The organism is Streptomyces sp. NPDC097595 (genome assembly GCF_044761525.1).
Taxonomy (GTDB): Bacteria; Actinomycetota; Actinomycetes; order Streptomycetales; family Streptomycetaceae; genus Streptomyces; species Streptomyces drozdowiczii_A.
The window spans coordinates 74,548-101,274 of sequence record NZ_JBIWCN010000003.1; the positions used below are offsets into that span (position 1 = coordinate 74,548).

The 26,727-nt window shown below is 72.1% G+C and carries 21 protein-coding genes and 1 tRNA gene; 13 read left to right on the forward strand and 9 right to left on the reverse strand.

Annotated features, from left to right (window positions below):
* Position 1 precedes the first annotated feature (1 nt).
* The 4 genes from ACIQZN_RS05230 (at position 2) to ACIQZN_RS05245 (ending at position 6,670) form a co-directional block, all read left to right on the forward strand.
* Positions 2-1,633: a beta-N-acetylhexosaminidase gene (locus ACIQZN_RS05230; RefSeq protein ID WP_403988553.1), complete on the forward strand. Its 1,632-nt coding sequence runs from the start codon at positions 2-4 to the stop codon at positions 1,631-1,633.
* A gap of 305 nt (positions 1,634-1,938) precedes the next feature.
* The gene (locus ACIQZN_RS05235) at positions 1,939-2,835 is read left to right on the forward strand and encodes a xanthine dehydrogenase family protein subunit M (RefSeq protein ID WP_143616248.1); all 897 of its coding nucleotides are present in this window, start codon (positions 1,939-1,941) and stop codon (positions 2,833-2,835) included.
* A complete protein-coding gene (locus ACIQZN_RS05240) occupies positions 2,832-4,337 on the forward strand; it encodes a 2Fe-2S iron-sulfur cluster-binding protein (protein WP_403988555.1) in 1,506 nt (501 codons plus the stop codon). Before ACIQZN_RS05235 ends, ACIQZN_RS05240 begins: the two co-directional genes overlap by 4 nt.
* Positions 4,334-6,670, forward strand: coding sequence for a xanthine dehydrogenase family protein molybdopterin-binding subunit (locus ACIQZN_RS05245; RefSeq protein WP_403988557.1), 2,337 nt, complete (start codon positions 4,334-4,336; stop codon positions 6,668-6,670). Before ACIQZN_RS05240 ends, ACIQZN_RS05245 begins: the two co-directional genes overlap by 4 nt.
* A gap of 54 nt (positions 6,671-6,724) precedes the next feature.
* Here the strand turns inward: ACIQZN_RS05245 and ACIQZN_RS05250 are convergent.
* Positions 6,725-6,799, reverse strand: a tRNA-Cys gene (locus tag ACIQZN_RS05250).
* Between the two features lie 183 nt (positions 6,800-6,982).
* Between ACIQZN_RS05250 and ACIQZN_RS05255 the strand changes: the two genes are divergently transcribed.
* The 4 genes from ACIQZN_RS05255 (at position 6,983) to ACIQZN_RS05270 (ending at position 12,386) form a co-directional block, all read left to right on the forward strand.
* The gene (locus tag ACIQZN_RS05255) at positions 6,983-8,446 is read left to right on the forward strand and encodes an MFS transporter (RefSeq protein WP_403988559.1); all 1,464 of its coding nucleotides are present in this window, start codon (positions 6,983-6,985) and stop codon (positions 8,444-8,446) included.
* A 190-nt stretch (positions 8,447-8,636) separates the two neighbouring features.
* Positions 8,637-10,418 carry a DEAD/DEAH box helicase gene (locus ACIQZN_RS05260; protein ID WP_403988561.1) on the forward strand — a complete coding sequence of 594 codons (1,782 nt, stop codon included), beginning with the start codon at positions 8,637-8,639 and terminating at the stop codon, positions 10,416-10,418.
* Positions 10,419-10,849: 431 nt separating this feature from the next.
* Entirely contained in the window at positions 10,850-11,491 is a 642-nt protein-coding gene (locus tag ACIQZN_RS05265) for an IclR family transcriptional regulator (RefSeq protein WP_403988563.1), read from the forward strand.
* A 121-nt stretch (positions 11,492-11,612) separates the two neighbouring features.
* The gene (locus ACIQZN_RS05270) at positions 11,613-12,386 is read left to right on the forward strand and encodes a PDZ domain-containing protein (protein ID WP_403988565.1); all 774 of its coding nucleotides are present in this window, start codon (positions 11,613-11,615) and stop codon (positions 12,384-12,386) included.
* Positions 12,387-12,399: 13 nt separating this feature from the next.
* On the opposite strand, the gene ACIQZN_RS05275 is transcribed toward ACIQZN_RS05270, so the two are convergent.
* The 5 genes from ACIQZN_RS05275 to ACIQZN_RS05295 are packed head-to-tail and all read right to left on the reverse strand — an operon-like array spanning position 12,400 to position 16,624.
* Complete coding sequence (locus ACIQZN_RS05275) at positions 12,400-13,365, reverse strand: glycine betaine ABC transporter substrate-binding protein (protein WP_403989149.1); 966 nt, start codon at positions 13,363-13,365, stop codon at positions 12,400-12,402.
* An 8-nt stretch (positions 13,366-13,373) separates the two neighbouring features.
* Entirely contained in the window at positions 13,374-14,243 is an 870-nt protein-coding gene (locus ACIQZN_RS05280) for an ABC transporter permease (protein ID WP_403988567.1), read from the reverse strand.
* Complete coding sequence (locus ACIQZN_RS05285) at positions 14,240-15,460, reverse strand: betaine/proline/choline family ABC transporter ATP-binding protein (RefSeq protein WP_403989151.1); 1,221 nt, start codon at positions 15,458-15,460, stop codon at positions 14,240-14,242. The genes ACIQZN_RS05280 and ACIQZN_RS05285 overlap by 4 nt, the downstream gene beginning before the upstream one ends.
* 28 nt (positions 15,461-15,488) lie before the next feature.
* Positions 15,489-16,136 carry an ABC transporter permease gene (locus ACIQZN_RS05290; RefSeq protein ID WP_147974598.1) on the reverse strand — a complete coding sequence of 216 codons (648 nt, stop codon included), beginning with the start codon at positions 16,134-16,136 and terminating at the stop codon, positions 15,489-15,491.
* A 14-nt stretch (positions 16,137-16,150) separates the two neighbouring features.
* Positions 16,151-16,624 (reverse strand): Lrp/AsnC family transcriptional regulator, encoded by a 474-nt coding sequence (locus ACIQZN_RS05295; protein WP_073964974.1) that lies wholly within the window; start codon positions 16,622-16,624, stop codon positions 16,151-16,153.
* Between the two features lie 129 nt (positions 16,625-16,753).
* On the opposite strand from ACIQZN_RS05295, the gene hppD reads away from it, so the two are divergent.
* Positions 16,754-17,899, forward strand: a complete 1,146-nt coding sequence (gene hppD / locus ACIQZN_RS05300) for a 4-hydroxyphenylpyruvate dioxygenase (protein WP_161210500.1) — start codon at positions 16,754-16,756, stop codon at positions 17,897-17,899.
* 69 nt (positions 17,900-17,968) lie between these two features.
* Here hppD and ACIQZN_RS05305 read toward each other — a convergent pair whose 3' ends face one another.
* Positions 17,969-19,672 (reverse strand): tetratricopeptide repeat protein, encoded by a 1,704-nt coding sequence (locus tag ACIQZN_RS05305; protein ID WP_403988570.1) that lies wholly within the window; start codon positions 19,670-19,672, stop codon positions 17,969-17,971.
* Between the two features lie 97 nt (positions 19,673-19,769).
* Here ACIQZN_RS05305 and ACIQZN_RS05310 point away from each other — a divergent pair, with 97 nt between their 5' ends.
* Positions 19,770-21,137: an FAD-binding oxidoreductase gene (locus ACIQZN_RS05310; protein WP_403988572.1), complete on the forward strand. Its 1,368-nt coding sequence runs from the start codon at positions 19,770-19,772 to the stop codon at positions 21,135-21,137.
* Positions 21,138-21,163: 26 nt separating this feature from the next.
* Here the strand turns inward: ACIQZN_RS05310 and ACIQZN_RS05315 are convergent, their stop codons facing one another.
* Complete coding sequence (locus ACIQZN_RS05315; protein WP_403988574.1) at positions 21,164-21,640, reverse strand: SsgA family sporulation/cell division regulator; 477 nt, start codon at positions 21,638-21,640, stop codon at positions 21,164-21,166.
* Between the two features lie 223 nt (positions 21,641-21,863).
* On the opposite strand from ACIQZN_RS05315, the gene ACIQZN_RS05320 reads away from it, so the two are divergent.
* Entirely contained in the window at positions 21,864-22,877 is a 1,014-nt protein-coding gene (locus tag ACIQZN_RS05320; protein ID WP_403988576.1) for an RDD family protein, read from the forward strand.
* A 76-nt stretch (positions 22,878-22,953) separates the two neighbouring features.
* Positions 22,954-23,619, forward strand: coding sequence for an RDD family protein (locus tag ACIQZN_RS05325; RefSeq protein ID WP_391268342.1), 666 nt, complete (start codon positions 22,954-22,956; stop codon positions 23,617-23,619).
* Here the strand turns inward: ACIQZN_RS05325 and ACIQZN_RS05330 are convergent.
* Positions 23,612-23,899: a hypothetical protein gene (locus ACIQZN_RS05330; protein WP_403988578.1), complete on the reverse strand. Its 288-nt coding sequence runs from the start codon at positions 23,897-23,899 to the stop codon at positions 23,612-23,614. The two genes, ACIQZN_RS05325 and ACIQZN_RS05330, sit on opposite strands and share 8 nt — an antisense overlap.
* 417 nt (positions 23,900-24,316) lie before the next feature.
* On the opposite strand from ACIQZN_RS05330, the gene ACIQZN_RS05335 reads away from it, so the two are divergent.
* Positions 24,317-26,665, forward strand: coding sequence for an immune inhibitor A domain-containing protein (locus tag ACIQZN_RS05335; protein WP_403989153.1), 2,349 nt, complete (start codon positions 24,317-24,319; stop codon positions 26,663-26,665).
* Positions 26,666-26,727 lie beyond the last annotated feature (62 nt).

A 26,727-nucleotide genomic window follows, 5' to 3' on the forward strand; every position in this document is an offset into this window, starting at 1 on the left:
CATGAACATGGATCTGATCCCGGCCCCCGCGCGCGCCGGTGACCAGGGGCGCTGCGGATTCCTGCTCGACGCGTCCACCACCGTCGCGGCGGCCCCCGGCACCGAGACCACCGAACGCTGGCTGCGCGCCACCCTCGGCGCGGCCTTCGGCGTGCCGCTCGCACCGGGCGCCGAGGGCGCGCCGCGGTCCGTCCGGCTGCGCATCGACGAGACCCTGCCCGCCGAGGGCTACCGGCTCACCACCCTGCCCGACGAGGGCGTCGCCCTCACCGGCGGCAGCCCCGCCGGGGTGTTCTGGGGCGCCCAGACCCTGCGCCAGCTGCTGGGCCCGCAGGCTTTCCGGAAGGCGCCGACAGGTGCCGGCACGGCCGCCTTCGGGTTCACCGACATCGAGGACGCGCCCCGCTTCGGCTGGCGCGGCCTGATGCTCGACGTGGCACGGCACTTCATGCCCAAGGACGACGTCCTGCGCTACCTCGACCTGCTCGCCGCGCACAAGCTGAACGTCTTCCACTTCCACCTCAGCGACGACCAGGGCTGGCGCGTCGAGATCAAGCGGTACCCCCGCCTCACCGAGGTCGGCGCCTGGCGTCCCCGTACCAAGTACGGGCACCGGGCCTCCGAGCTGTGGGACGAGACCCCGCACGGCGGTTACTACACCCAGGACGACATCCGCGAGATCGTCGCCTACGCCGCTGCCCGGCACATCCGGGTCGTCCCCGAGATCGACATCCCCGGCCACTCGCAGGCCGCGATCAGCGCCTACCCGGAGCTCGGCAACACCGACGTCATCGACACCTCGGCGCTCGGCGTCTGGGACAACTGGGGCGTCACACCGAACGTCCTGGCCCCCACCGACCACGTCCTGCGGTTCTACGAGGGCGTCTTCGAGGAGCTCCTCGAACTCTTCCCGCCGGAGACCTCGCCGTTCGTCCACGTCGGCGGCGACGAGTGCCCCAAGGACCAGTGGAAGCGGTCGCCCGCCGCGCAGGCCCGCATCAAGGAGCTCGGCCTGGCGGACGAGGACGAGCTCCAGTCCTGGTTCATCCGCCACTTCGACACCTGGCTCACCGGGCGCGGCCGCCGCCTCATCGGCTGGGACGAGATCCTGGAGGGCGGCCTCGCGCCCGGCGCCGCCGTCTCCTCGTGGCGCGGCTACGCGGGCGGCATCGCGGCCGCCGAGGCCGGGCACGACGTGGTCATGTGCCCGGAGCAGCAGGTCTATCTGGACCACCGTCAGCACGGCGGCCCCGACGAGCCGATGCCCATCGGGTACGTGCGCACCCTTGAGGACGTCTACCGCTTTGAACCCGTTCCGCCGTCCCTGAGCGAGGAGGCGGCCCGGCACGTCCTCGGCACCCAGGCCAACGCCTGGTCCGAGGTCATGCAGAACCGGGCCCGCGTCGACTACCAGGTCTTCCCCCGCCTCGCCGCCTTCGCCGAGGTCGCCTGGTCCGCCCTGCCCGCCCCGGGCGAACGGGACTTCGCCGATTTCGAGCGCCGCATGACCGCCCACTACGCCCGGCTGGACGCCCTCGGCGTCGGCTACCGGCCGCCGTCCGGACCGCTGCCCTGGCAGCAGCGCCCCGGCATCCTCGGACGCCCGATCGAGGGGGCACCCCCGAACGTGTGAGCCCGGCCCCAACCCGCTCTCCCGCCACCACGGCCCCTGCGACCGTGGTGGCGGCGGCGTTTCCCGACTGCCGTTCCTGGTAACGGAGAAAGCCGTACGGAGGCGCGTAAGACCGGCAAAGGGTGCTCACCGCCGAACCCGCGCGAAACGGGACCATTACCCTGAACGTTGGCGGATACACCCTTCGCGGACCTGCGCGTCGGGCCGGTCCGAAGATGTGCCAGAGTTGCCACGTCCGGGCTTCGAGCACGTACCGTACGGCGAAACAGGCGGGAGCGCCGGGACACCGGGAAGGGGCAGCTGGGTTGACCACGCACGCACCGCAGGCGACGCAGTCCGTGACGCTGCCTGCCTCGCTGGACGAGGCGGTGGCGGCACTCGGCGCCATGCCGGCCGCCGTCCCCGTGGCAGGCGGCACGGACCTGATGTCGGCCGTCAACAAGGGGCTCCTGCGCCCCTCCGGTCTGGTCGGACTCGGCCGGATCAGCGAGCTGCGCGGCTGGCACTACCAGGACGGGCACGCCCTCCTGGGCGCCGGCCTGACCCACGCCCGCATGGGGCGGCCCGACTTCGCCGCCCTCATCCCCGCGCTCGCCGCCTCCGCCCGCGCCGCGGGCCCCCCGCAGATCCGCAACGCCGGCACGCTCGGCGGCAACATCGCGACCGCCGCCCCGACCGGGGACGCGCTGCCGGTGCTCGCCGCCCTGGAGGCCGAGCTCGTCATCGCCGGACCCGGCGGCGCCCGCCGTGAGATCCCCGTCTCCCATCTGCTGGCCGGCCGCGAGATGCTGGAGCCCGCCGAGCTGATCGGCTTCGTCCGGGTGCCCCTGCTGCACGCCCCGCAGGTCTTCCTCAAGGCCACCGGCCGCACCGGCCCGGGCCGCGCCACCGCCTCCGTCGCGATCGTCCTCGACCCGGCCAGGCGCGGGGTGCGCTGCGCGGTCGGCGCCATCGCCCCGATGCCGCTGCGCCCGCTGGAGGCGGAGCGCTGGATCGCCTCGCTGATCGACTGGGACGGGGCGCGCGGCCTCGCCCCCGACGCGCTGGCCGCCTTCGGCGAGTACGTCGCGGCCGCCTGCATCCCGGACCAGGAACCACCCGCCGACGGGGGAGAGGCACCACCGCTGCCCCCCGCCGTACTGCACCTGCGGCGCACCGTCGCCGCGCTCGCCCGACGCGCGCTGGGGAGGGCACTGTCGTGAGCAAGGAGAACCCCGCCGAGCAGCAGCACGGCGGCTGGCAGCCGACCCCGCAGGGCGACTACGACGGCGACGCGACGGCCTTCGTCCAGCTGCCGCCCGAGGACCTGGCGGACATCCCGCTGGCCGCGCCCGGCCACGGCTACACCCCGCCGATGATCCTGCCGCTGACCCCCGCCGCCGACCGCGACCCGGCGGCCGCCGGCAACTGGACCGTCCAGGCCCCGGAGCAGCAGCCCGGACAGCCCGCGCCCGACGCGGTGCACTGGCCCGACCCGAACCAGCAGTCCGGTTACGGCTACCCGCACCCCGAGGAGCAGCAGCACACCGGCTCGTACCAGGAGCCGTACGGTACGGAGCCGGCCGCCACGGGCCAGTGGGCGGTGGACACCTCGTCCTGGCCGGCCCCGGCCGCCCCGCTCCCGGACGACTCCGGCGAGCTGTACACCCCGCCCCCCGCCGCCGACTGGTACGCGGACCGCCCGGCCACACTGCCGGGGGGCGCCCCGGCGCCCTGGGCGCTGCCGGACGCGGCCGAGGCCGCGGAGCCGGAGGCGGGTGACCCCGCCGATGCTCCGGGCGACGCGCGGACGGACGTCCAGGCCGACGCCCTGGCCGCAGACCCCGCCGACGCGCCGACCGGCGCTCCCGCCGGCGACGCGCGGACGGACGTCCAGGTCGGCGTCCCCGCCGAGAGCGCTCCCGAGGCGGCGGAGCCGGCAGACATCGAGCAGGCCGCGCCGGGCCCGGAGGCCGACGCCCTCGCGGACGCGCCCCACACCGAGCCCGCGGCCGAGCCGGCCCCAGAGGCTGTGCCGGAGCCGCAGGAGCCCGAGGCGGAGGACGCCGTCCCGCCCGCGGAGGCGCCCGAGGCCCCGGCCCCGGAGGGGCCCCCGCTGCCCAGCGAGCACCCCGCCGCCTCGTACACGCTGCACGTCAACGGCGTCGACCGGCCCGTCACGGACGCCTGGATCGGCGAGTCCCTGCTCTACGTGCTGCGCGAGCGCCTCGGCCTCGCCGGCGCCAAGGACGGCTGCTCGCAGGGCGAGTGCGGGGCGTGCAACGTCCAGGTGGACGGGCGGCTCGTCGCCTCCTGCCTGGTCCCCGCCGCCACGACCGCCGGCAGCGAGGTCCGTACGGTCGAGGGCCTGGCCGTCGACGGCGAACCGTCCGACGTGCAGCGGGCGCTGGCGGACTGCGGCGCCGTCCAGTGCGGCTTCTGCATCCCCGGCATGGCGATGACCGTCCACGACCTCTTGGAGGGCAACCACCGCCCCAGCGAGCTGGAGACGCGCCGCGCGCTGTGCGGCAACCTCTGCCGCTGCTCCGGCTACCGGGGCGTCCTGGACGCGGTCAACGAGGTCATCGCGGGCCGCGAGGCCGCCGCCGAAGCCGCCGCCGAGGAGACCGGGGGCGGCGAGCCGGAGGAGCCCCGCATCCCGCACCAGGCGGCGCCCGGCGCCGGTAGTGTGCAGGCCCACCAGCAGGACGGAGGCATGGCGTGAGCAACGACGCGGCCGGCGCCACCCCCACGACGATCACCATCCCGTCGCCGGCCGGCCCGGGCGGACCCGAGACCGAGCAGCCGCGGCTCGGCATCGGCGCCTCGCTGCCGCCGGCCGACGCCCGCGCCAAGACCGAGGGCACCTTCCCGTACGCCGCCGACCTGTGGGCCGAGGGCCTGCTCTGGGCGGCCGTCCTGCGCTCCCCGCACGCGCACGCCCGCATCGTCTCCATCGACACCTCGGCCGCCGCCGAGATGCCCGGGGTGCGCGCGGTCGTCACCCACGAGGACGTCCCGGGCGAGGCCCTGTACGGCCGCAAGGTCGTGGACCGCCCCGTCTTCGCCTCCGACCTGGTCCGCCACCACGGCGAGCCGATCGCCGCCGTCGCCGCCGACCACCCGGACACCGCCCGGCTCGCCGCAGCCGCGATCGCCGTCCAGTACGAGGTGCTGGACCCGGTCACCGACCCGGAGAAGGCGTTCGAGGCCGAGCCCCTGCACCCCGACGGCAACCTCATCCGCCACATCCCGCTGCGCTACGGCGACCCGGAGGCGGTCGGCGAGGTCGTCGTGGACGGGCTGTACCGCATCGGCCGCCAGGACCCCGCCCCGATCGGCGCGGAGGCCGGGCTCGCCGTGCCCCGCCCGGACGGCGGCGTCGAGCTCTACACCGCGTCCACGGACCCGCACACCGACCGCGACCTGGCCGCCGCCTGCTTCGGCCTCGAACCGGAGCGGGTCAAGGTCGTCGTCACCGGAGTGCCCGGCGCGACCGGCGACCGCGAGGACCCCGCCTTCCAGCTGCCGCTGGGCCTGCTCGCCCTGCGCACCGGCTGCCCGGTCAAGCTGGCCGCCACCCGCGAGGAGTCCTTCCTCGGCCACGCCCACCGCCACCCGACCCTGCTGCGCTACCGCCACCACGCGGACGCGGAGGGCCGCCTGGTCAAGGTGGAGGCCCAGATCCTGCTGGACGCGGGGGCCTACGCGGACGCCTCCTCGGAGTCGCTGGCCGCCGCGGTCGCCTTCGCCTGCGGCCCGTACGTCGTCCCGCACGCCTTCATCGAGGGCTGGGCCGTCCGTACGAACAACCCGCCGTCCGGCCATGTCCGGGGCGAGGGCGCGATGCAGGTCTGCGCCGCCTACGAGGGCCAGATGGACAAGCTGGCCGCGAAGCTGGGGATCGACCCGGCCGAGCTGCGCATGCGCAACGTGCTGTCCACCGGCGACATCCTGCCGACCGGGCAGACCGTGACCTGCCCCGCGCCCGTCGCCGAACTGCTCACCGCCGTCCGCGACCACCCGCTGCCCGCCCTGCCCAAGGACGCCCCGGAGGACGACTGGCTGCTGCCGGGCGGCCCCGAGGGCGCGGGCGAACCGGGGGCGGTGCGGCGCGGCGTCGGGTACGCGCTGGGCATGGTCCACATGCTGGGCGCGGAGGGCGCCGACGAGGTGTCCACCGCCACGGTCCGGGTCCACGACTCGGTCGCCACCGTCATCTGCGCGGCCGTCGAGACGGGCCAGGGCTTCTCCACGCTGGCCCGGCAGGTCGTCCAGGAGACCCTGGGCGTCGAGGAGGTGCACGTCGCCTCCGTCGACACCGACCAGCCCCCGGCGGGCGCGGCCACCCACGGCCGGCACACCTGGGTCTCCGCCGGAGCCGTCGAACGCGCCGCGAAGATGGTCCGCACCCAGCTCCTCCAGCCCTTGGCACACCAGTTCGGGATGTCCACGGAGCTGCTCCAGATCACGGACGGCAAGATCACCTCGTACGACGGGGTGCTCTCCACGACCGTGTCGGAGGCGCTGGACGGCAAGGAGCTGTGGGCCACCGCGCAGTGCCGCCCGCACCCCACCGAACCGCTGGACGAGTCCGGGCAGGGCGACGCCTTCGTGGGCATGGCGTTCTGCGCGGTCCGCGCGGTGGTCGACGTCGACATCGAGCTGGGCTCGGTCCGCGTCGTCGAGATGGCCGTCGCCCAGGACGTCGGCCGCGTCCTCAACCCGTCCCAGCTGGCGACCCGTATCGAGGCGGGCGTCACCCAGGGCATCGGCGCCGCCCTCACCGAGAACCTCCGTACCGCCCGCGGCCTGGTCCGCCACCCGGACCTCACCGGCTACGCCCTGCCGACCTCGCTGGACGCGCCGGAGATCCGCATCGTGAAGCTGGTCGAGGAGCGCGACGTGGTCGCCCCGTTCGGCGCGAAGCCCGCGTCGGCGGTCCCGGTCGTGACGTCCCCCGCCGCGGTCGCGGCGGCGGTCCGCGCGGCAACGGGCCGCCCGGTCAACCGCCTCCCGATCCGCCCCCAGGCAGCGGTCGTGTCACCGAAGGGCTGAGACGCCCCGCACACGGAAACCGCCCGCCCCCGGGAGCGGGGGCGGGCGGTGACGTGGAGACCGTGACCGGATTCGAACCGGTGTAACTCGAGTTGCAGTCGAGCCCCTGAGCCTCTCGGGCACACGGTCCTGCGTGGTGTCGCTGTACCGACCGTAGGGCCGGGCGGAGGGGCGCTCAAGGGTTCCGGCGGCCGTGCAACGGGACTGCCATACGCCGTTCACGATCGCGGCGGCGGGCCTAGGTCCAACGGACGAGGGCGGGGGCGACCGCCGACAGGGTTCATCAGGGGTTTCGCCCCTTACTCTTGGCTCATGACCGCCCTGGAACCGCGTGACGCCGACGTCCCGCGCCTCATCGAAGACGTCGACGCCCCCGCCCCGGCGGGGCCCGTGCTGCCGGACGGGATTCTCGGGCGGACGTACCGGGCGCTCAGTATCGGCATCGTCTCCGTGGTGTTCCTGATCGCGTTCGAGGCCACCGCCGTGGGGACCGCGATGCCGGTCGCCGCGCGCGAGCTGCACGGCATCCCGATGTACGCGTACGCGTTCTCGGCGTACTTCACCACCAGCCTGTTCGCCATGGTGCTGTCCGGGCAGTGGGCCGACCGTCGCGGCCCGCTCGCCCCGCTGGCCACCGGGATCAGCGCCTTCGCGGCCGGGCTGCTGCTGTCCGGGACCGCGGGCTCGATGTGGATGTTCATCGCGGGACGGGCCGTCCAGGGGCTCGGCGGCGGGCTGGTGATCGTCGCGTTGTACGTGGTGATCAGCCGGGCCTACCCGGAGCATCTGCGGCCGGCGATCCTGGCCGCGTTCGCCGCGAGCTGGGTCATCCCCTCGGTCGTCGGGCCGCTGGCGGCCGGCAGCGTCACCGAGCACCTGGGCTGGCGCTGGGTCTTCGTCGGCATCCCGGTCCTGATCGTCTTCCCCCTCGCGCTCGCGCTGCCCGAGATCCGGCGCATGGCGTCAGGACCGGCGGACCCGGAGGCGCCGGTGGAGGCGTACGACCGCCGGCGCATCGCGCTCGCGCTGGGCATCTCGCTGGGCGCCGGGCTGCTCCAGTACGCCGGCCAGGAGAGGAACTGGCTGTCCCTGCTGCCGGCCGCCGCCGGAGCCGCGCTGCTCGTCCCCGCGATCCGCGGCCTCCTGCCCCACGGCACGTGGCGCGCGGCGCGCGGGCTGCCCGCGGTGGTGCTGCTGCGCGGCGTCGCGGCCGGGTCCTTCATCGCCGCCGAATCGTTCGTCCCGCTGATGCTGGTCACCCAGCGCGGGATGTCCCCGACCCTGGCGGGCCTCTCCCTGGCGGCGGGCGGCGGCACCTGGGCGCTGGGCTCGTACGTGCAGTCCCGGCCCCGCCTGGAACCGCACCGCGAGCCCCTGATGGTCGGCGCCATGGTCCTGGTCGCCCTCTCCATCGCGGCGGCCCCGGCCGTGCTGATCAGCTCCGTGCCCGTCTGGACCGTCGCGGTCGCCTGGGCCTTCGGCTGCTTCGGCATGGGCGTGGTGATCGCCTCCACCAGCGTGCTGCTCCTGAAGCTGTCCGCCCCCGAGGAGGCCGGTGCCAACTCGGCCGCCCTCCAGATCTCCGACGGCCTCTCCAACGTGCTCCTGCTGGCCGCGGGCGGCGCCGCCTTCGCGGCCCTCGGCGGCGGCACGATGGACGCCACGGAGACGGCCGCGTCCACCTCCCACCCGGCCGCCTTCGCGGTCGTCTTCTTCCCGATGGCGGTGGTCGCCCTGGCGGGGGCGTGGGTGGCGGGGCGGGTACGGGAACGGTGAGCGGGCGCCGGGCCGGCGCCGTACGGCAGTCGTCGTGTGAGAGCCGTCGCACTTACGTGTGCGGTGGTGCGGTACACCGCGGTACGGGGCAGCCGCCCCGGTAGGGTGGCCCGGTTGTCGTATCGCGTGCGGAGCCGGTCCGGCCCGCGCGGACAGCGCCCACGTACCCGAGAGACCCGAACCGGAGACCGTGACTACTACCGCCTCCCACCACCTCTCACCCGCCTTCCCCGGCCGCGCCCCCTGGGGCACGGCCGGAAAGCTGCGAGCCTGGCAGCAGGGGGCCATGGAGAAGTACATCCAGGAGCAGCCGCGCGACTTCCTCGCCGTCGCCACCCCCGGCGCCGGGAAGACCACCTTCGCGCTGACCCTCGCCTCCTGGCTGCTGCACCACCACGTCGTGCAGCAGGTCACCGTCGTCGCGCCCACCGAGCACCTGAAGAAGCAGTGGGCCGAGGCGGCCGCCCGGATAGGGATCAAGCTGGACCCCGACTACAGCGCCGGTCCGCTGAGCAAGGAGTACCACGGGGTCGCCGTCACCTACGCGGGTGTCGGCGTCCGCCCGATGCTGCACCGCAACCGGTGCGAGCAGCGCAAGACCCTGGTCATCCTCGACGAGATCCACCACGCCGGTGACTCCAAGTCCTGGGGCGAGGCGTGCCAGGAGGCGTTCGACCCGGCGACCCGGCGGCTCGCGCTCACCGGCACCCCCTTCCGGTCGGACACCAACCCGATCCCCTTCGTCGTGTACGAGGAGGGCAACGACGGCATCCGGCGCTCCTCCGCCGACTACACCTACGGCTACGGGAACGCCCTGGCCGACGGCGTCGTGCGCCCGGTGATATTCCTCAGCTACAGCGGCAACATGCGCTGGCGCACCAAGGCGGGCGACGAGATCGCCGCCCGGCTCGGCGAGCCGATGACCAAGGACGCCATCGGGCAGGCGTGGCGCACCGCGCTGGCGCCCACCGGCGACTGGATCCCCAATGTGCTGAGCGCCGCCGACAAGCGCCTCACCGAGGTCCGCAAGGGCATCCCGGACGCGGGCGGGCTCGTCATCGCCACGGACCAGGAGTCTGCACGCGCGTACGCCAAGATCCTGAAGAAGGTCACCGGCGAGACGCCCGCCGTCGTCCTCTCCGACGAGAAGGCCGCCTCGAAGAAGATCGACAAGTTCAGCGCGGACGACTCGCGCTGGATGGTCGCCGTCCGCATGGTGTCCGAGGGCGTCGACGTGCCGCGCCTGGCCGTCGGCGTGTACGCGACCACCATCTCGACCCCCCTCTTCTTCGCCCAGGCCGTCGGCCGCTTCGTGCGCTCCCGCAGGCGCGGCGAGACCGCGTCCGTCTTCGTGCCCACCATCCCGATGCTCCTCGACTTCGCCAACGAGATGGAGGTCGAGCGGGACCACGTCCTCGACAAGCCCAAGAAGGGCAGCGACGAGGAGAACCCGTTCGCCGAGGAGGACAAGCTCCTCGCCGACGCGGAGAAGCTGGAGGACGAGGAGACCGAGGAGCAGCTGCCCTTCGAGGCCCTGGAGTCCGACGCGGTCTTCGACCGGGTGCTCTACGACGGCGCCGAGTTCGGCATGCAGGCGCACCCCGGCAGCGAGGAGGAGCAGGACTACCTCGGCATCCCCGGGCTCCTCGAACCGGACCAGGTCCAGCTGCTGCTCCAGAAGCGGCAGACCCGGCAGATCGCGCACAGCCGCCAGAAGCCGGCGTCCGAGGCCGATCTCCTGGAGAAGCCCGCCGAGGACCGCCCGGTCGTCACCCACAAGCAACTCCTCGGCCTGCGCAAGCAGTTGAACACCATGGTCTCCGCCTACACCCACCAGAGCGGCAAGCCGCACGGCGTGATCCACACCGAGCTGCGCCGGGTCTGCGGCGGGCCGCCGAGCGCCGAGGCCACCGCCGGGCAGATCGAGCAGCGGATCAAGAAGGTCCAGGAGTGGGCGACGCGGATGCGCTGACCCGCGTACGACACCCCAGGCCCCGGACCCTCGCCGAGAGGGTGCCGGGGCCTTGTCGATCAGTGAATCGGCCGAAAAAATTTTCACGTTGAGTTAACCGTGGTTCACATCCCGTCTACGGAGCGTCGCGGGAGAGTCGGCCGACCTGGACGCGCGTAGATGCGCGATGAACGGTCCGCGCGCCGCTGACCGGCACTTATGCTCGTGCGGCGCAACCGGGTTTTCAAGGGCGACCGGATTCTGGACGAGGGCTTCCGCTGAGCGGACTCCCTCGCTACTGTCCAAAAAATGTGAACGCCCCGTGGCAATGTGGCCGCGGAGCGCAGCCGGTGCCTTGGCCAGGCCGGCGGCCTCTCCGTGCGTCGCCCCGGGACCGGTGGCGCACATTCCACGGGACAGCCGCGGCCGCTCACCACGGAGGAGAGGGCGTCGTGACCGCGGAGACCTCCCAGACGCTCGACAGAGGACTGCGTGTCCTCAAACTGCTCGCCGACACCGACCACGGCCTGACGGTCACCGAGTTGTCCAACAAACTCGGCGTCAACCGCACCGTGGTCTACCGTCTGCTCGCCACGCTGGAGCAACACGCTCTGATACGCCGTGACTTGGGCGGCCGTGCCCGCGTCGGCCTCGGCGTCCTGCGCCTGGGCCGCCAGGTCCACCCCCTCGTCCGCGAGGCCGCGCTTCCGGCGCTGCGCTCCCTGGCCGAGGACATCGGGGCCACCGCCCACCTCACCCTGGTCGACGGCTCCGACGCGCTGGCGGTCGCCGTGGTCGAACCGACCTGGACCGACTACCACGTCGCCTACCGGGCGGGCTTCCGCCACCCGCTGGACCGGGGCGCCGCGGGCCGGGCGATCCTCGCCGCCCGCCAGAGGCCGGTGGGCGAGACCGCCTACACCCTCACCCACGGCGAACTCGAAGCGGGTGCCTCCGGCGCGGCGGCGGCGCTCATGGGCGTGACCGGGGTGGAGGGCAGCGTCGGCGTCGTCATGCTGGCGGACTCCGTCCCCGAGCGCGTGGGCCCCCGCGTGGTGGACGCGGCCCGGGAAGTCGCGGACGCGTTGCGCTGACGGCCCCGGCTCGCCCCGGCAAACCCAGCCCGTCCGGCGTTTGAGGACGGAACCGGTTGGCCGGGGGCCGGCGCCCTCGGCGGCCCGGGGCGGCGGGCGGGCCGCACGTTAGATTGGACCGGTGTCCACACAGCGCCTCGCCCTCGCCGCCCTCCCCGTCGTCGCCCTCCTCGGCGTAGCCGCCTTCGCACCGCTGCCGTTCACGCTGGCGCAGCCCGGGACGACCGCGAACGTGCTCGGGGACGACCACGGCACGCCCGTGATCAGCATCGAGGGCACGCCCACCCGCCCCACCAAGGGCGAGCTGCGGATGACGACGATCGTGGCGACGGGCCCGAAGGCGGACGTCGGCATCAAGGACGTCGTGGACAGCTGGTTCCGTACGGACCGGGCCGTGCTGCCCCGGGACTCCGTCTACCCGACGGGCGGCTCCGAGAAGGAGATCGAGAAGCACAACCTGGACGACATGGCGGAGTCCCAGGACGACGCCGTCGACGCCGCCCTGAACTACCTGGGCCGCAAGCCCGGCTCGGTCGACGTCACCCTGCACCTGGCGGACATCGGCGGCCCCAGCGCCGGGCTGTTCTTCGCGCTCGGCATCGTGGACAAGCTGGACGGCGACGGCTCGGGCGGCGACCTCACCGGCGGCCGCACCGTCGCGGGCACGGGCACCATCGACGCGGACGGCAAGGTCGGCGCGGTCGGCGGGGTCTCGCTCAAGACACAGGCGGCCCGGCGGGACGGGGCGACCGTCTTCCTCGTACCGAAGGCGGAGTGCTCGGAGGCGAAGTCCGAGCTGCCGAAGGGCCTGCGGCTGATCCCGGTCACGACGCTGAAGGACGCGGTGAACTCGCTGCGGGCCCTGGATCGAGGCGGCAAGATCCCCAGCTGCTGACCGGACGGAACCGTCAGCCCTCCTTGATGAACCCCTCCTCGATCAGCCAGTCCTTCGCCACCTCGTGCGGGTCCTGCCCGTCGACATCCACCCTGGCGTTCAGCACCTGGGCGACCTCCGTGTTCAGCCGCTTGCTGAGCGGATCGAGGAGGCCCGCGATCTCCGGGTACTTCTCCAGCGTCGGGGTGTGCACCACGGGCGCCGCGTTGTAGTTGGGGAAGAAGTGCTTGTCGTCCTCCAGTACGTCCAGGTTCATCGCCTTGATGCGGCCGTCCGTGGTGAAGACCTCGCCGAGCAGGCAGGAGTCGGACTTGGAGACCTGGGTGTAGATGATCCCCGCGTCCATCTTCTTGATGTTGGACGCCGGCAGGGACATCCCGTACGCCTTCTCCATGCCGGGCAGCCCGTCGTCGCGCGAGGCGAACTCGTTCTCGACGCAGACCGTCACCGCCGACGGGTTCTTCTTCGCCAGCGCGGCCACGTCGGAGAGCGTCTTCAGGTGGTACTTGGCGTTGTTCCTACGGCTGATGGCCAGCGCGTACGTGTTGTTGAGAGTGGACGGCTCCAGCCAGGTCACCCCGTTCTTCAGGTCCGCGTCGCGCACCGCCCGCCACTGCTCCATCGGGTCCGTGATCGGCTTCGCGTGCCCGAGGTACGTGATCCAGCCGGTGCCCGTGTACTCGTACTCGGCGTCCGCGTCGCCCTGGATGACCGCCTCGCGGGCGCTGATCGAGCTCGGCAGGTTCGTCCGGTCCAGGACCTCCGCCCCGGCCGCCTTGAAGATCAGCCCGATCATCTGGCCCAGGATGATGTTCTCGCTGAAGTTCTTCGAGGTGACGGTCAGCGACGCGCCGTCCAGCGGCTGCCCCTGCCCGACCGACCCGGGCACCACGTCGTCCACCATCGGCGACCCGCTCTTCAGCCCGCACCCGGCCAGCACCAGGGACAGCGCGGCCCCTGCCGCGAGCGCCCCGCGCATCCGCGTCCTCATCGCCCCACCTCCAGGCCGCGCGGGGTCAGCGCCACCTCGGCCAGCGAGGCCAGCCAGTCCACCAGGAGCGCGAGCACCACCGTCAGCACCGAGCCGAGCACCAGGACCGGCATGCGCTGGGTCTGGATGCCCGAGGTGATCAGGTCGCCGAGCCCGCCGCCGCCCCCGAAGGTCGCCAGGGTCGCCGTGCCCACGTTCAGGACGAGCGCGGTCCGGACCCCGGCCAGGATCAGCGGCACGGCGAGGGGGAGTTCGACCTTGGTCAGGGTGCCCATGGCCGACATGCCGATGCCGCGCGCGGCCTCCACCATGCTCGGCTCGATCGCCTTGAGACCGGCGACCGTGTTGGACAGCACCGGCAGCACCGCGTAGATCACCATGCCGGTGATCGCGGTGGACGGGCCGATGCCGAGCCAGATCACCAGCAGCGCCAGCAGACCGATCGCCGGGGTCGCCTGACCGATGTTGGCGATCGCCGTCACCACGGGGGCCGCCTTGGTCAGGCCGCGCCGGGTCAGCGCGATGCCCAGCGGAATGGCGATGATCAGCACCCAGAAGGTGGAGATCGCGGTCAGCTTCACGTGCTGCCACCAGCGCACCTCGACCGTGTCACCGGCGATCGAGTTCTCCGCGATCGAGTCCAGGTGGACGTTCTCGATCCAGACGTACGTGAGGACCAGCACGACCGCGAGGACCGCCGGGAGCACCACCAGCTTCCGCCAGGTGATCCGCCGCGCCGGCTTCCGCGCCTGCGGGGCGGGCCGCTGCTCCTCCTCCGCCTCCTCGTCGCGGAAGGCGTGCCCCTTCACATCGTGCTCGCCCGGCGGCCGTGCGGGGGAGGAGCCGGAGGGGGAGTCGGGGGTCATGCGCCCGCACCGCCCTCCAGCTCCTCGGCGGTCTGGTGGACCCGCAGCTCCTCCAGGTCGTGCTGGTGCTCGATGGCGGCCAGCCGGTCCGCCTCCAGGAGCTCGTGCACCGAGTTCATCAGGGTGTGCATGTCCACGACCCCGGTGAACTCGCCGCGCCGCCCGGTCACCGCGACCCGCCCGCCGCTGTCGGTGAGCACCGCCTCCAGCGCGTCGTGCAGGGTCGCGTCCCGGGTCACCGTGTCGTGGACCAGCTGTCCGGCGCGGGCGAGGGAGCCCCGGGCCCGCATCAGGTCGCCGCGCCGCAGCCACTTGTAGGGGCGGCCCCGGCGGTCCAGCATCAGCAGCTCGTTGTGCGAGCCGCTGCGCAGCTTGTTGAAGATCTCCTGGAGCGGGTCGTCCACGGTCACGGTCGGGAAGTCGGCGATCTCCACCTCGCGTACCCGGGTCAGGTTGAGCCGCTTCAGGGCCGCGCCCGCGCCGACGAAGCCGGACACGAAGTCGTCGGTCGGGTTGGTGAGGATGGCCTCCGGGGTGTCGAACTGCGCGATGTGCGAGCGCTCGCGCAGCACGGCGATCCGGTCGCCCAGCTTGATCGCCTCGTCGAAGTCGTGGGTGACGAAGACGATCGTCTTGTGCAGCTCGTGCTGGAGCCGGATCAGCTCGTCCTGGAGGTGGTCGCGGGTGATCGGGTCGACCGCGCCGAACGGCTCGTCCATCAGCAGCACCGGCGGGTCGGCGGCCAGCGCCCGGGCCACGCCCACGCGTTGCTGCTGACCGCCGGAGAGGGCGCGCGGATAGCGGCCGTGGAACTCGCGCGGGTCGAGCCCGACCAGGTCGAGCATCTCCTCCACCCGGTCCTTCACCCGGGACTTGGACCAGCCCACCATCTTCGGGACCAGGGCGATGTTCTCGGCGACCGTCATGTGCGGGAAGAGCCCGGAGGACTGGATCGCGTACCCGATCTTCCGGCGCAGCTTCACCGGGTCGATGTCGGTGACGTCCTCGTCGTCGATCCGGATCCGCCCCGAGGTGGGCTCGATCAGCCGGTTGATCATCTTCAGCGTGGTGGACTTCCCGCAGCCGGACGGGCCCACGAAGATCACGGTCTCGCCGGCCTTGATCTCCATGGAGACGTTCTCCACGGCGGGGTTCGGGTTGCCCGGGTAGCGCTTGGACAGGCTCTCCAGCTGGATGGCGGCGCCGGAGGTGGCCATCGGCTCCGGCACGGTCTCGGTCGCGGTCTCAGACACGGATCCCCCTCGGGATGGTGAGCCGGCCCAGCAGGACGTACGCGGCGTCGAAGAGCAGGGCGAGGATGACGATGCCGAGGGTGCCCGCGAGCACCTGGTTGATCGCGTTGGCGCTGCCCAGCGAGGCGATGCCCCGGAAGATCTCGTTGCCGAGGCCGGGCCCGGAGGCGTACGCGGCGATGGCGGCGATCCCCATCAGCATCTGCGTGGAGACCCGGATGCCGGTCAGGATCGGCGGCCAGGCCAGCGGCAGCTCCACCTTGAACAGCCGGGCGGTCCGCGACATCCCGATGCCCTTCGCCGCGTCCACCAGGGCCGGATCGACGCCGCGCAGGCCCACGATCGCGTTGCGGACGACGGGGAGCAGCCCGTACAGCGTCAGCGTGATCACCGTGGGGGCGACGCCGAGGCCGACCAGCGGGATCAGCAGACCGATGGCGGCCAGGGACGGGATGGTGAGCACGGTCGCCGTCGAGGTGATCGCCACCGATGAGCCCCAGCCGCTGCGGTAGCTGACGACCCCGATCAGGACACCGAGCGCGGTGGCGATGACCATGCACTGGAAGACCGCGCTGACGTGCTGGAAGGCGTCGGTGAGCAACTGCTGATGACGGTTGGCCACGTACTCCCAGAAGCTCATCCGTCCTCCTCTGCTCAGTCGGTGTCGCGCGCCGCCTGTTCCACGAGCGGGATGACGCGGAGCGGCACGGGGTTCTCCATGACGATGGCCGTGGAGGCCCGGACGATGCCATCAAATCCGACAACCCGGTCGATCACCCGCTGGAGATCCGCGTTGGACCGGGCCACGAGCCGGCACAGCATGTCCCCGTGCCCGGTGGTGGTGTGCAGCTCCAGGACCTCCGGTACGCCGCTCAAGTGCGCCCGTACGTCGGCGCCTTGGCCCTGTTTGATCTCCAGCGTCGCGAACGCGGTGACCGGGTAGCCGAGGGCCGCCGGATCGACGTCCGGGCCGAGACCGCGGATGACGCCATTCGATTGAAGGCGGTCCAGCCGCGCCTGCACCGTCCCGCGTGCCACACCCAGCCTGCGCGACGCCTCCAGGACACCGATCCTGGGTTCACGCGCCAGAAGCACGATGAGCCGCCCGTCCAGTCGGTCGATCGCCATGCCCGGCCTCCGTCGGTGTGATGGGCACCATGTACAGATAGTCCGGCCATCATGGCCAACCGCTGTACAGGTTGACCAGTGATTACGGGAACTGTTGCGCACCTTGCGGAGTGGCGGGAACCTCTGGGCATGACAGAGACGATGCACAGCACCCCCGAGACGTCCCGGCAGGCCGACCCCTTCCCCGTCAAGGGGATGGACGCCGTCGTCTTCGCCGTGGGCAACGCCAAGCAGGCCGCGCACTACTACTCGACCGCCTTCGGCATGAAGCTGGTCGCCTACTCCGGCCCCGAGACCGGCAGCCGCGAGACCGCGAGCTACGTGCTCACCAGCGGCTCCGCCCGCTTCGTCCTCACCTCCGTCGTCAAGGCGTCCTCCGACTGGGGCCACTTCCTGGAGGACCACGTCACCGCGCACGGCGACGGCGTGATCGACCTCGCCATCGAGGTCCCGGACGCCCGCGCGGCCTACGCGTACGCCGTCGAGCACGGTGCCACCGGCATCGAGGAGCCCTACGAGACGAAGGACGAGCACGGCACCGTCGTGCGCGCCGCCATCGCCACGTACGGCAAGACCCGCCACACCCTGGTCGAGCGCTCCGGCTACGACGGCCCGTACCTGCCGGGCTACGTCGCCGCGAACCCGATCGTCGAGCCGCCGGCCAAGCGCTTCTTCCAGGCCATCGACCACTGCGTCGGCAACGTCGAGCTCGGCCGGATGAACGAGTGGGTGGCGTTCTACAACAAGGTCATGGGCTTCACGAACATGAAGGAGTTCGTGGGCGACGACATCGCCACCGAGTACTCCGCGCTCATGTCCAAGGTCGTCGCGGACGGCACGCTCAAGGTCAAGTTCCCGATCAACGAGCCGGCCATCGCGAAGAAGAAGTCGCAGATCGACGAGTACCTGGAGTTCTACGGTGCCGCCGGTGTCCAGCACATGGCGCTCGCCACGAACGACATCGTCGCCTCGGTGAAGGCGATGCGGGCCGCCGGTGTCCAGTTCCTGGACACCCCGGACTCGTACTACGACACGCTCGGCGAGTGGGCCGGCGAGACCCGGGTGCCGGTCGAGACCCTGCGCGAGCTGAAGATCCTCGTGGACCGCGACGAGGACGGCTACCTGCTCCAGATCTTCACCAAGCCGGTCCAGGACCGTCCGACCGTCTTCTTCGAGATGATCGAGCGCCACGGCTCCATGGGCTTCGGCAAGGGCAACTTCAAGGCCCTGTTCGAGGCGATCGAGCGCGAGCAGGAGAAGCGCGGCAACCTGTGACCCGCAGGGCATGAGTGAGGGGCGGGCCGCTTTCCGGCCCGCCCCTCCGTCTGTACATCAGCCTGTACGTCAGTGAACGGCCGCCGCCGGTGCCGGTGACGCCTGTACGGGGGCCTGCGCGACGGCCGCCGCGGGTGCCGGACCGTCGGGCTGCTGTTGCTGCTGTTGCTGCTGTTGCTGCTGCGGCGCCGGGGCCTGCGGCGCGGGGGCCTGAGGCGCAGGAGCCTGGGGTGCCGGGACCTGCGGCGCCGGGGGCTCCGGGGCCGGCGGCGGCTGCATGTCCGCCGGGCCGCCCGCCGGGGGCTCGCCCAGGGTGTCCAGCGCCTCCTGGGCCAGCGGCGCGTCCAGCGGCGAGAACTTCGGGTTGGTCCGCAGCGCCCCCTCCAACTGGCGGCGCGCCGAGCCGTAATCGCCCAGCGCGCGCTGCACCATGCCCAGGTGGTACGCGTACGAGGCGTTCTGCCCGCCCGCGTCCACCGCCCGCTGCGCGTACTCCAGCGCCCCGTCCGAGTCCCCCGACCGGTGCAGCGCCCAGCCCAGCGCGTCCGCCACCGCCGCGCTGCGGTGGCCCCGCCGCCACTCCGCCCGCAGCAGCTCCACCGCCGCGTCCACGTCGCCGTGCGCGGCCTCGAAGCGGCCCAGGAGCAGCGACTCGTCCACGCCGCGCGCCTTGCCCCGGTCCAGGGCCGTCCGCAGCTTCTCGTACTGGCCCACCGAATCGCCGTCGAGCCCCTGCGACTCGTACAGCTCGCCCAGCTCAAGGAGATAGGCCGGGCGCGGCGACTTCGCCAGAGCGGCCTGGTAGTCCCGCACGGCCTCGTCGGTGCGCCCGAGGGCCGCCAGCGCGCGGGCCCGGCCGGCCAGCGACGGCTGGTGGCCCTTCTCGACGCGCAGCGCCGCCCCGTACTGCGCCACGGCCTCCTTCGGCTCGCCCCGCTCCCAGGCCAGGTCGCCGAGCCTGGACAGGCAGGCGGCCTTCTCGGCGGGTGTCTTCGCCCGGTTCGCCGCGTCCTGCGCGGTGGCGAGAGCGTCCTCGCGCCAGCCCCGGTCGCGGTACATCTCGGCGGCCCGGCCGAGCGCGGGGACACCGGCCCGCAGCTCGGTGAACCGCTCCACCGCCGTGATCGCGGACTTCTGGTCGCCGAGGCCGTTGTAGGCGTCGATCAGCTGCGGGTAGACCGTCCACTCCTTGGGCTGCCGCGCCCGGACCGTCTCCCCCCACTTCTTGGCGGTCACGAAGTCGCGGCGGGCGTTGGCCAGCGAGGCGAGGCCCACCCAGGCGGCCGTGTTGCCGCTCTCGCCGGGCCGCACGTCCAGCGACCGCTTCAGCGCCTGCTCGGCGCGGCTGTAGTACGCCGGGTCGGCGGCCCGCCGCCCCACCTCCACGTACGCCGAACCCAGCACCGCCCAGGAGTCCGCGTCCGAGGGGTGCGTGCCCACCCACTTCTGCCGGTCCCCGATGAGCGCCGTCAGATCGGCGAGCGCGGCCGGGGAGCCGGCGGCCGTCGCGGACAGCGCGCGGGAGACCGGGCCGGCCACCGGCGGCGCCGCGTCCTTGTCGTCGTCGGGCACCGCGACCACCGCGCCCGTCACCAGGACCGCGCCCGCCACCATGCCGAAGGCGGCCCGGCGCAGCGTCGTGCGCATCGTGGGGGGAGGCGGCTCGGCCGGGGGCGCGGAGTCCGGCGGGGACGCGTCCGGGGCGGGCCAGTCGGTGTCGAAGGAGTACTCGGGCCCGGAGGCCCCCGGGGGCTGCTGAGGCGTGAGATCCATGCCGCTCACTGTGCGTCAGTATGAAGATCACACCGAGCCTTGGGATCGCCACCGCAGACGGGTTCACACCAATGGGCCCGGGTGTCACGCTTGGATCATGGACGATCTCCTCGAACAGCTGCGCGCGGGCCTCCCCGCCGGGGCCGTGCTCGCCGACCCGGACGTCACCGCCTCCTACGCCCACGACATGGCGAGCTTCTGCGAGGCCGGCGCCCCCGCCGTCGTCGTGCTCCCGCGCACCGTGGAACAGGTCCAGCACGTCATGCGCACCGCCACCGCGCTGCGCGTCCCGGTCGTCCCGCAGGGCGCCCGCACGGGCCTGTCGGGCGCCGCCAACGCCACGGACGGCTGCATCGTGCTCTCCCTGGTGAAGATGGACCGCATCCTGGAGATCAGCCCCGTCGACCGGGTCGCCGTCGTCGAGCCGGGTGTCATCAACGCCGTGCTGTCCCGCGCGGTGGACGAGCACGGCCTGTACTACCCGCCGGACCCGTCCAGCTGGGAGATGTGCACCATCGGCGGCAACATCGGCACCGCGTCCGGCGGCCTGTGCTGCGTGAAGTACGGGGTCACCGCCGAATACGTCCTCGGTCTCGACGTCGTCCTCGCGGACGGGCGCCTGCTCAGCACCGGCCGCCGCACCGCCAAGGGCGTCGCCGGATACGACCTCACCCGCCTCTTCACCGGCTCCGAGGGCAGCCTCGGGATCGTCGTGAAGGCCGTCCTCGCGCTGAAGCCCCGGCCGCCCCGGCAGCTCGCCCTGGCCGCCGAGTTCGCCGACGCGGCGAGCGCCTGCGACGCGGTCTGCCGGATCATGGAGAGCGGCCACACCCCGTCACTCCTCGAACTGATGGACCGTACGACCGTCCAGGCGGTCAACCGGATGGCGAACATGGGCCTGCCCGAGACCACCGAGGCCCTGCTGCTCGCCGCCTTCGACACCCCGGACCCTGCCCCCGACCTCGCCGCCGTCGGCGCCCTGTGCACCGCCGCCGGCGCCACGGACGTCGTTCCGGCACAGGACGCGGCCGAGTCCGAGATGCTCCTCCAGGCCCGGCGGATGTCGCTGACCGCGCTGGAGACCGTCAAGCCGGCGACGATGATCGACGACGTGTGCGTACCGCGCTCCCGGCTCGGCGCGATGCTGGCGGGCACGGCGGAGATCGCCGAGAAGTACGGCCTCACCATCGGGGTCTGCGCCCACGCGGGCGACGGCAACACCCACCCCGTCGTCTGCTTCGACCCCGCCGACGCCGACGAGTCCCGGCGGGCCCGGGAGTCCTTCGACGCGATCATGGCGCTCGGCCTCGCCCTCGGCGGCACCATCACCGGCGAGCACGGGGTGGGCGTGCTGAAGAAGGAGTGGCTGGCCCGGGAACTCGGTGAGACCGGCGTCGAGCTGCACCGGGGCATCAAGCAGGCGTTCGACCCGCTGGGCCTGCTCAACCCGGGCAAGGTGTTCTGACCGGCCCCGGAACCGGCCCGCGCTCCTCAATTCTCCCCGTCCTGCGACTCGTCCGACGGCCACGGGTCGCTCATCCACAGATCGTCGGCCGGCAGCGGCGCGAGGAGTTCGGCCAGCCCCTCGTCGATGCCGAGCCGCCCGGTCTCCGTACCCGGCGGCACCACGCGCAGCGTCCGCTCCACCCACACCGCGACGGCCGCGGACGGCACTTCGAGCAGCGCGTTGCCGTCCGGGGACGTCAGCGCCACGCAGATGACGTGGTTCCCGTCCACCTTGGTGGGCCAGATCCGCACGTCCCCCTGCCCGCACGGCCGGAACACCCCCTCCACCAGCAGGTCCCGGGCGAACGTCCAGTACACCGGCGCGTCCGAGGTGATGTGGAAGGTGATGTGCACCGCGTACGGGTCCTCCGTGCGGTACGTCAGCCTGGCCGGTACGGGGATGCTGCGCTCGGGCGACAGGACCAGCTTGAGTTCCAGCTCGCGTTCCACGACGGTGTGCATGACGGCGTCCTTCCGTTGTCCGGGACCGGTCCCACCGACCGGCCCGCTCAGGTGAGAGCGCCCTCCGCGCGATCCATTACGCGACTTCGCGAAAAAAGTTCGCGCGACCGGAAACGTGTGACCGGAAAGTGGGCCAAACCTCAGGACCGGCCCGGGAGTACGCGCCTGTCTGGTAGATGTGGACCCCTGTATTGAGGCCGCGAAGAGATACGGGACCACGGTGATGAGCGCCCCAACCCCGGCACCCGGTGACGAGAGCCCCGGCGAGGGGTACTACCCCGACCCGTCCATCCCCGGTTACGTCCGCTACTGGAACGGCGCCTCCTGGGTGCCCGGCACCAGCCGCCCCGCCCCGCAGCGGGAGCCGGACGAACCGGCGGTGGTCGAGGAGACCGGCCCGGTCTTCCTGGACGAGGAGGGTTACGAGGACGGCCGCCCCGAACCGGCCATCGCCTGGCAGGCCGACGCCTCCCACCAGTCCGGCTTCGCCGGTGACCGTGTCTCCTGGGGCGGTACGGAGGCCCCGGAGCCCCCGGCCCCCGAGGAGGCGACGCCCCCCGCGCAGAGGGTTCCGTCCTCAAGCGCCGGACGGGCTGGGTTGCAGCCACCCCAAGCCCGTCCGGCGCTTGAGGACGGAACCGGTGAGGCGGACCCGGCTGAAGGCACGTTGACCCTCCGCACGCGCCCCGCACCGGTCACCCCCTGGAAGCCCCCCGCCGACGACCCCTTCCGGGACCTCATCGCGTCGCGGACCGAGGGCCGCCCCGCCCCGCTCGGCAAGCGGTTCGTCGCCCGGCTCATCGACACCGTCGTGCTCGGCGCGCTCACCGCCGCGGCCGCCGTGCCGCTCGCCGGCCGCGCCGTGGACCACATCGACGGGAAGATCGACGCGGCCCGGCAGACCGGCGAGACGGTCACCGTCTGGCTGCTGGACTCCACCACGGCCGCGCTGGGCGGCGCGCTGCTGGGCGTGTTCCTCATCCTGGGCGTCCTCCTCGACGCGCTGCCGACCGCGAAGTGGGGCCGTACGCTCGGCAAGAAGCTGTGCGGCATCGACGTACGGGACATCGAGTCCCACGAGACCCCCGGCTTCGGCGCCGCCCTGCGCCGGTGGCTGGTGTACGGCGTGCTGGGCCTCCTGGTCGTCGGGATCGCCGACGTGCTGTGGTGCCTGGTGGACCGGCCCTGGCGCCAGTGCTGGCACGACAAGGCGGCCCGGACCTTCGTCGCGGGCTGACACCATCCGCCGAACGGCGTCCCCCGAACGCACCTGAGCCGTTGCGGGGCCCCGGGCCCCGCGATGCACTGCCCCCATGAGCAACGATCAGCCGCCGCCCGGTCAGCCGCCCGAGGACGACCCGTTCAGGAAGCAGCCGCCCGGGGACCAGCCGCCGCCGTCGTCCGGCTCGCCCTACGGCAGCGCACCGCCGCCTCCGCCGCCGTACGACCCGGGACCCTACGGGGGAGGCGGTCCGTACGGCGGTGCGGACCCCCTGGCGGGGATGCCGCCGCTCGCCGAGCCCGGCAAGCGCATCCTGGCCCGGCTGATCGACTTCCTGATCATCTCGATCCCGCTGTATCTGATCTCGCTGCCGTGGGGCGGCGCGGTCGAGGTGTCGGACAGCAACGGCAACGACGACGTCGGCGACGTCTTCGCCCAGACCTACAGCGGCCATCAGCTGCTCTGGTCGCTGATCGGGCTCGTCTGCTACGTCGCGTACGACACGTACTTCACGCACAAGGACGGCCGCACGCTCGGCAAGCGGCTGCTGAAGATGCGGGTCGCGATGCTCAACGACGGCAGGGTGCCGGACACCGGCGCGGCCTTCCTGCGGGCCGTGGTGCTGTGGCTGCCGGCGCTGCTGTGCTGCCCCTGCCTGTGGTGGCTGATCAACATCGTACTGATGTTCACGGACAAGCCCTACCGGCAGGGGCTCCAGGACAAGGCGGCCAAGACGGTGGTGGTCACCGTCAACTGAGGTTCGAGGCGGAGACGCGCGCGCGGTCCTCGTCGCGGGCGGCGGGTGCGGTGCCACGGTGTACGGAGACCGGGGCGGTCGTGCCCGCCGCCTTCGCCGCGTACCGGCGCGACTTCGCGGGTACGGTGACGGACACCGCGAGTCCGAGGGCGAGCGCGACCGTACCGACGACGGCGATACCGAGGCCCGAACTGGTGCGGAACAGCAGCAACATGGCCAGGGTCGAGAAGACGACGGTGACCGAACCGTAGGAGAGCTGTGCGGCAGTAGGACGCGGCATGGCGTTTTCCGTCCTCGGGACGTCGGATGGGCGGTCTCTCAACACGGTCGCGCTGTCAAGCGACTCTATGACGGTGGATGCCCTGGAGGAACGGGTGGTAAGCGTAACCTAACCCACAGTACCGGTGCATGGGGGGCGCACGGAGTCATCCCCCGCGCCCCCGGGGAGGGTTGACGCGCCGGTGAACCGCGAACGCCTCGTCCGCATAGCGGAACGGTGCTCCTGCATAGTGCACTTGCTCCGTTCAAGTCAAGGTCTGTCTTTTCTTCCGTAACTCCGGTCGAATGTCGTCACTTGTGACGCGTTTCCGCGCGCGGCCTCTCCACACTCCCGGGCCGTCGCCGCGGGCGCCGGGGAGGACTGCATCACGTGATCATTAAGAGACGGGCGCTTCGGACCGGAGCGGTTGTCGTGGCCATGGCCGCGACCGCCGCGACCGCATCCGCCTTCGCCACCGCTCAGGCAGATGACCAGGCGTCAAGCACCGCTGCCTCGATCGACCGCCGGGACCCGGGGTCGGCCAAGGGCAACGAGCACGACCTGGAGGGCCCGTACAGCAAGCAGCAGGCCGAACAGCGCCAGGCTGCCCTGGAACAGGTCATATCCGGCGACAAGAAGGTGTCGTCGCGCGGAGGCTCCCAGGTCGTCAAGCTCGACAGCAACAAGTACGTCGAGCTCGGCCGTGAGAAGACCGACAAGATCTTCACCGTGCTGGTGGAGTTCGGCGACAAGGTCGACGACACGACCACGTACGACCCGGACGGCGCGGGCCCCAAGCCCCCCGTCAAGAAGTACGGCGGCACGCCGGGTCCGCTGCACAACAAGATAGCCAAGCCGGACCCGAAGAAGGACAACAGCACCGCCTGGCAGGCCGACTACAACCAGGCCCACTTCCAGGAGCTGTACTTCGGCACGGGTGCGGGCAAGCACTCCCTGAAGACGTACTACGAGAAGACCTCGTCCGGCCGTTACTCGGTCGACGGCGAGGTCTCCGACTGGGTCAAGGTCCCGTACAACGAGGCGCGCTACGGCTCGAACTACTGCGGTTCGACCAACTGCGCCAACGCCTGGGACATGATCAAGGACGGCGTCAACGCCTGGGCCGCGGACCAGAAGGCCAAGGGCCGTACGCCGGAGCAGATCAAGACGGACCTGGCGCAGTACGACCAGTGGGACCGTTACGACTACGACAACGACGGCAACTTCAACGAGCCCGACGGCTACATCGATCACTTCCAGATCGTGCACGCGGGTGAGGACGAGTCCGCCGGCGGCGGCGTCGAGGGCACCAACGCCATCTGGGCGCACCGCTGGTACGCGTACGGCACCAACGCCGGCGCCACCGGCCCGGCGAACAACAAGGCCGGCGGCACCGAGATCGGCGACTCCGGCATCTGGGTCGGCGACTACACCGCGCAGCCCGAGAACGGCGGCCTGGGCGTCTTCGCCCACGAGTACGGCCACGACCTCGGTCTCCCGGACCTCTACGACACGACCAACACCGCCGAGAACTCGGTCGGCTTCTGGTCGCTGATGTCGGCGGGCTCCTGGCTCGGCACGGGCAACGGTGCCATCGGGGACATGCCCGGTGACATGACCGCCTGGGACAAGCTCCAGCTGGGCTGGCTGAACTACGCCGAGGCCAAGGCCGCGACGAAGTCCACCCACAAGCTGGGCGTGTCCGAGTACAACACCAAGGACAAGCAGGCGCTCGTCGTCGAGCTGCCCAAGAAGGCCGTCACCACCGCCGTCACGACGCCCGCCGAGGGCGCCAAGCAGTGGTGGAGCGACATGGGCGACAACCTCAGCAACACGCTGTCGCGCCCCGTCGACCTCACCGGCAAGTCCAAGGCGTCCCTGGACCTCCAGGGCTGGTGGGACATCGAGAAGGACTACGACTACCTCTACACCGAGGTGTCCACCAACGGCGGCACCAGCTGGACCGCGATCGACGGCACCGCCGACGGTCAGCCGATCCCGCGCGACGCCAGTGACAAGCCGGCCCTGACCGACGTCTCCGGCAAGTACCAGAAGCTGTCGTACTCGCTGGACGCCTACGCGGGCCAGAAGATCGACATCCGCTTCCGTTACGCCACCGACGGCGGCGCGGGCGGCGTGGGCTTCGCGGCCGACACCATCTCGGTGACCGCCGACGGCACCGCGCTCTTCACGGACAACGCCGAGGGCGACGACAACGGCTGGACCAGCAAGGGCTTCTCGCGGGTCGGCAAGTCGTTCGAGAAGGACTACCCGCAGTACTACCTCGCGGAGAACCGTCAGTACGTCAGCTACGACCAGACGCTGAAGACGGGCCCGTACAACTTCGGGTTCTCCACGACCCGTCCGGACTGGGTCGAGTACTACCCGTACCAGAACGGCCTGCTGGTCCAGCTCTGGGACACCTCCCAGAAGGACAACAACGTCTCGCAGCACCCGGGCCAGGGCCTGATCCTGCCGGTGGACGCGCACGCCAAGCCGCTGAAGTGGGCGAACGGCACGCTCATGCGCAACAAGATCCAGCCCTTCGACGCGCCGTTCAGCTGGTACCCGACGGACGGCTTCACGCTGCACCTGGCCGACCAGGCCGTGAAGGTCAAGCCGCAGCTCGGCGTCCCGGCCTTCGACGACCACACGGGCACCTACTGGTACAAGGAGAACCCGACCGGAAGCGTCAAGGTTCCTGACACCAACACCAAGATCACGATCGTCAGCGAGCCGCTCAGCGGCGACACGATGACCGTCCAGGTCGGTGCCTCGAAGAAGTAGTACCGCATCATCGCAGGTCACAGCATGATCGGCCGTCGCCCTCTAGCGGGCGGCGGCCGATC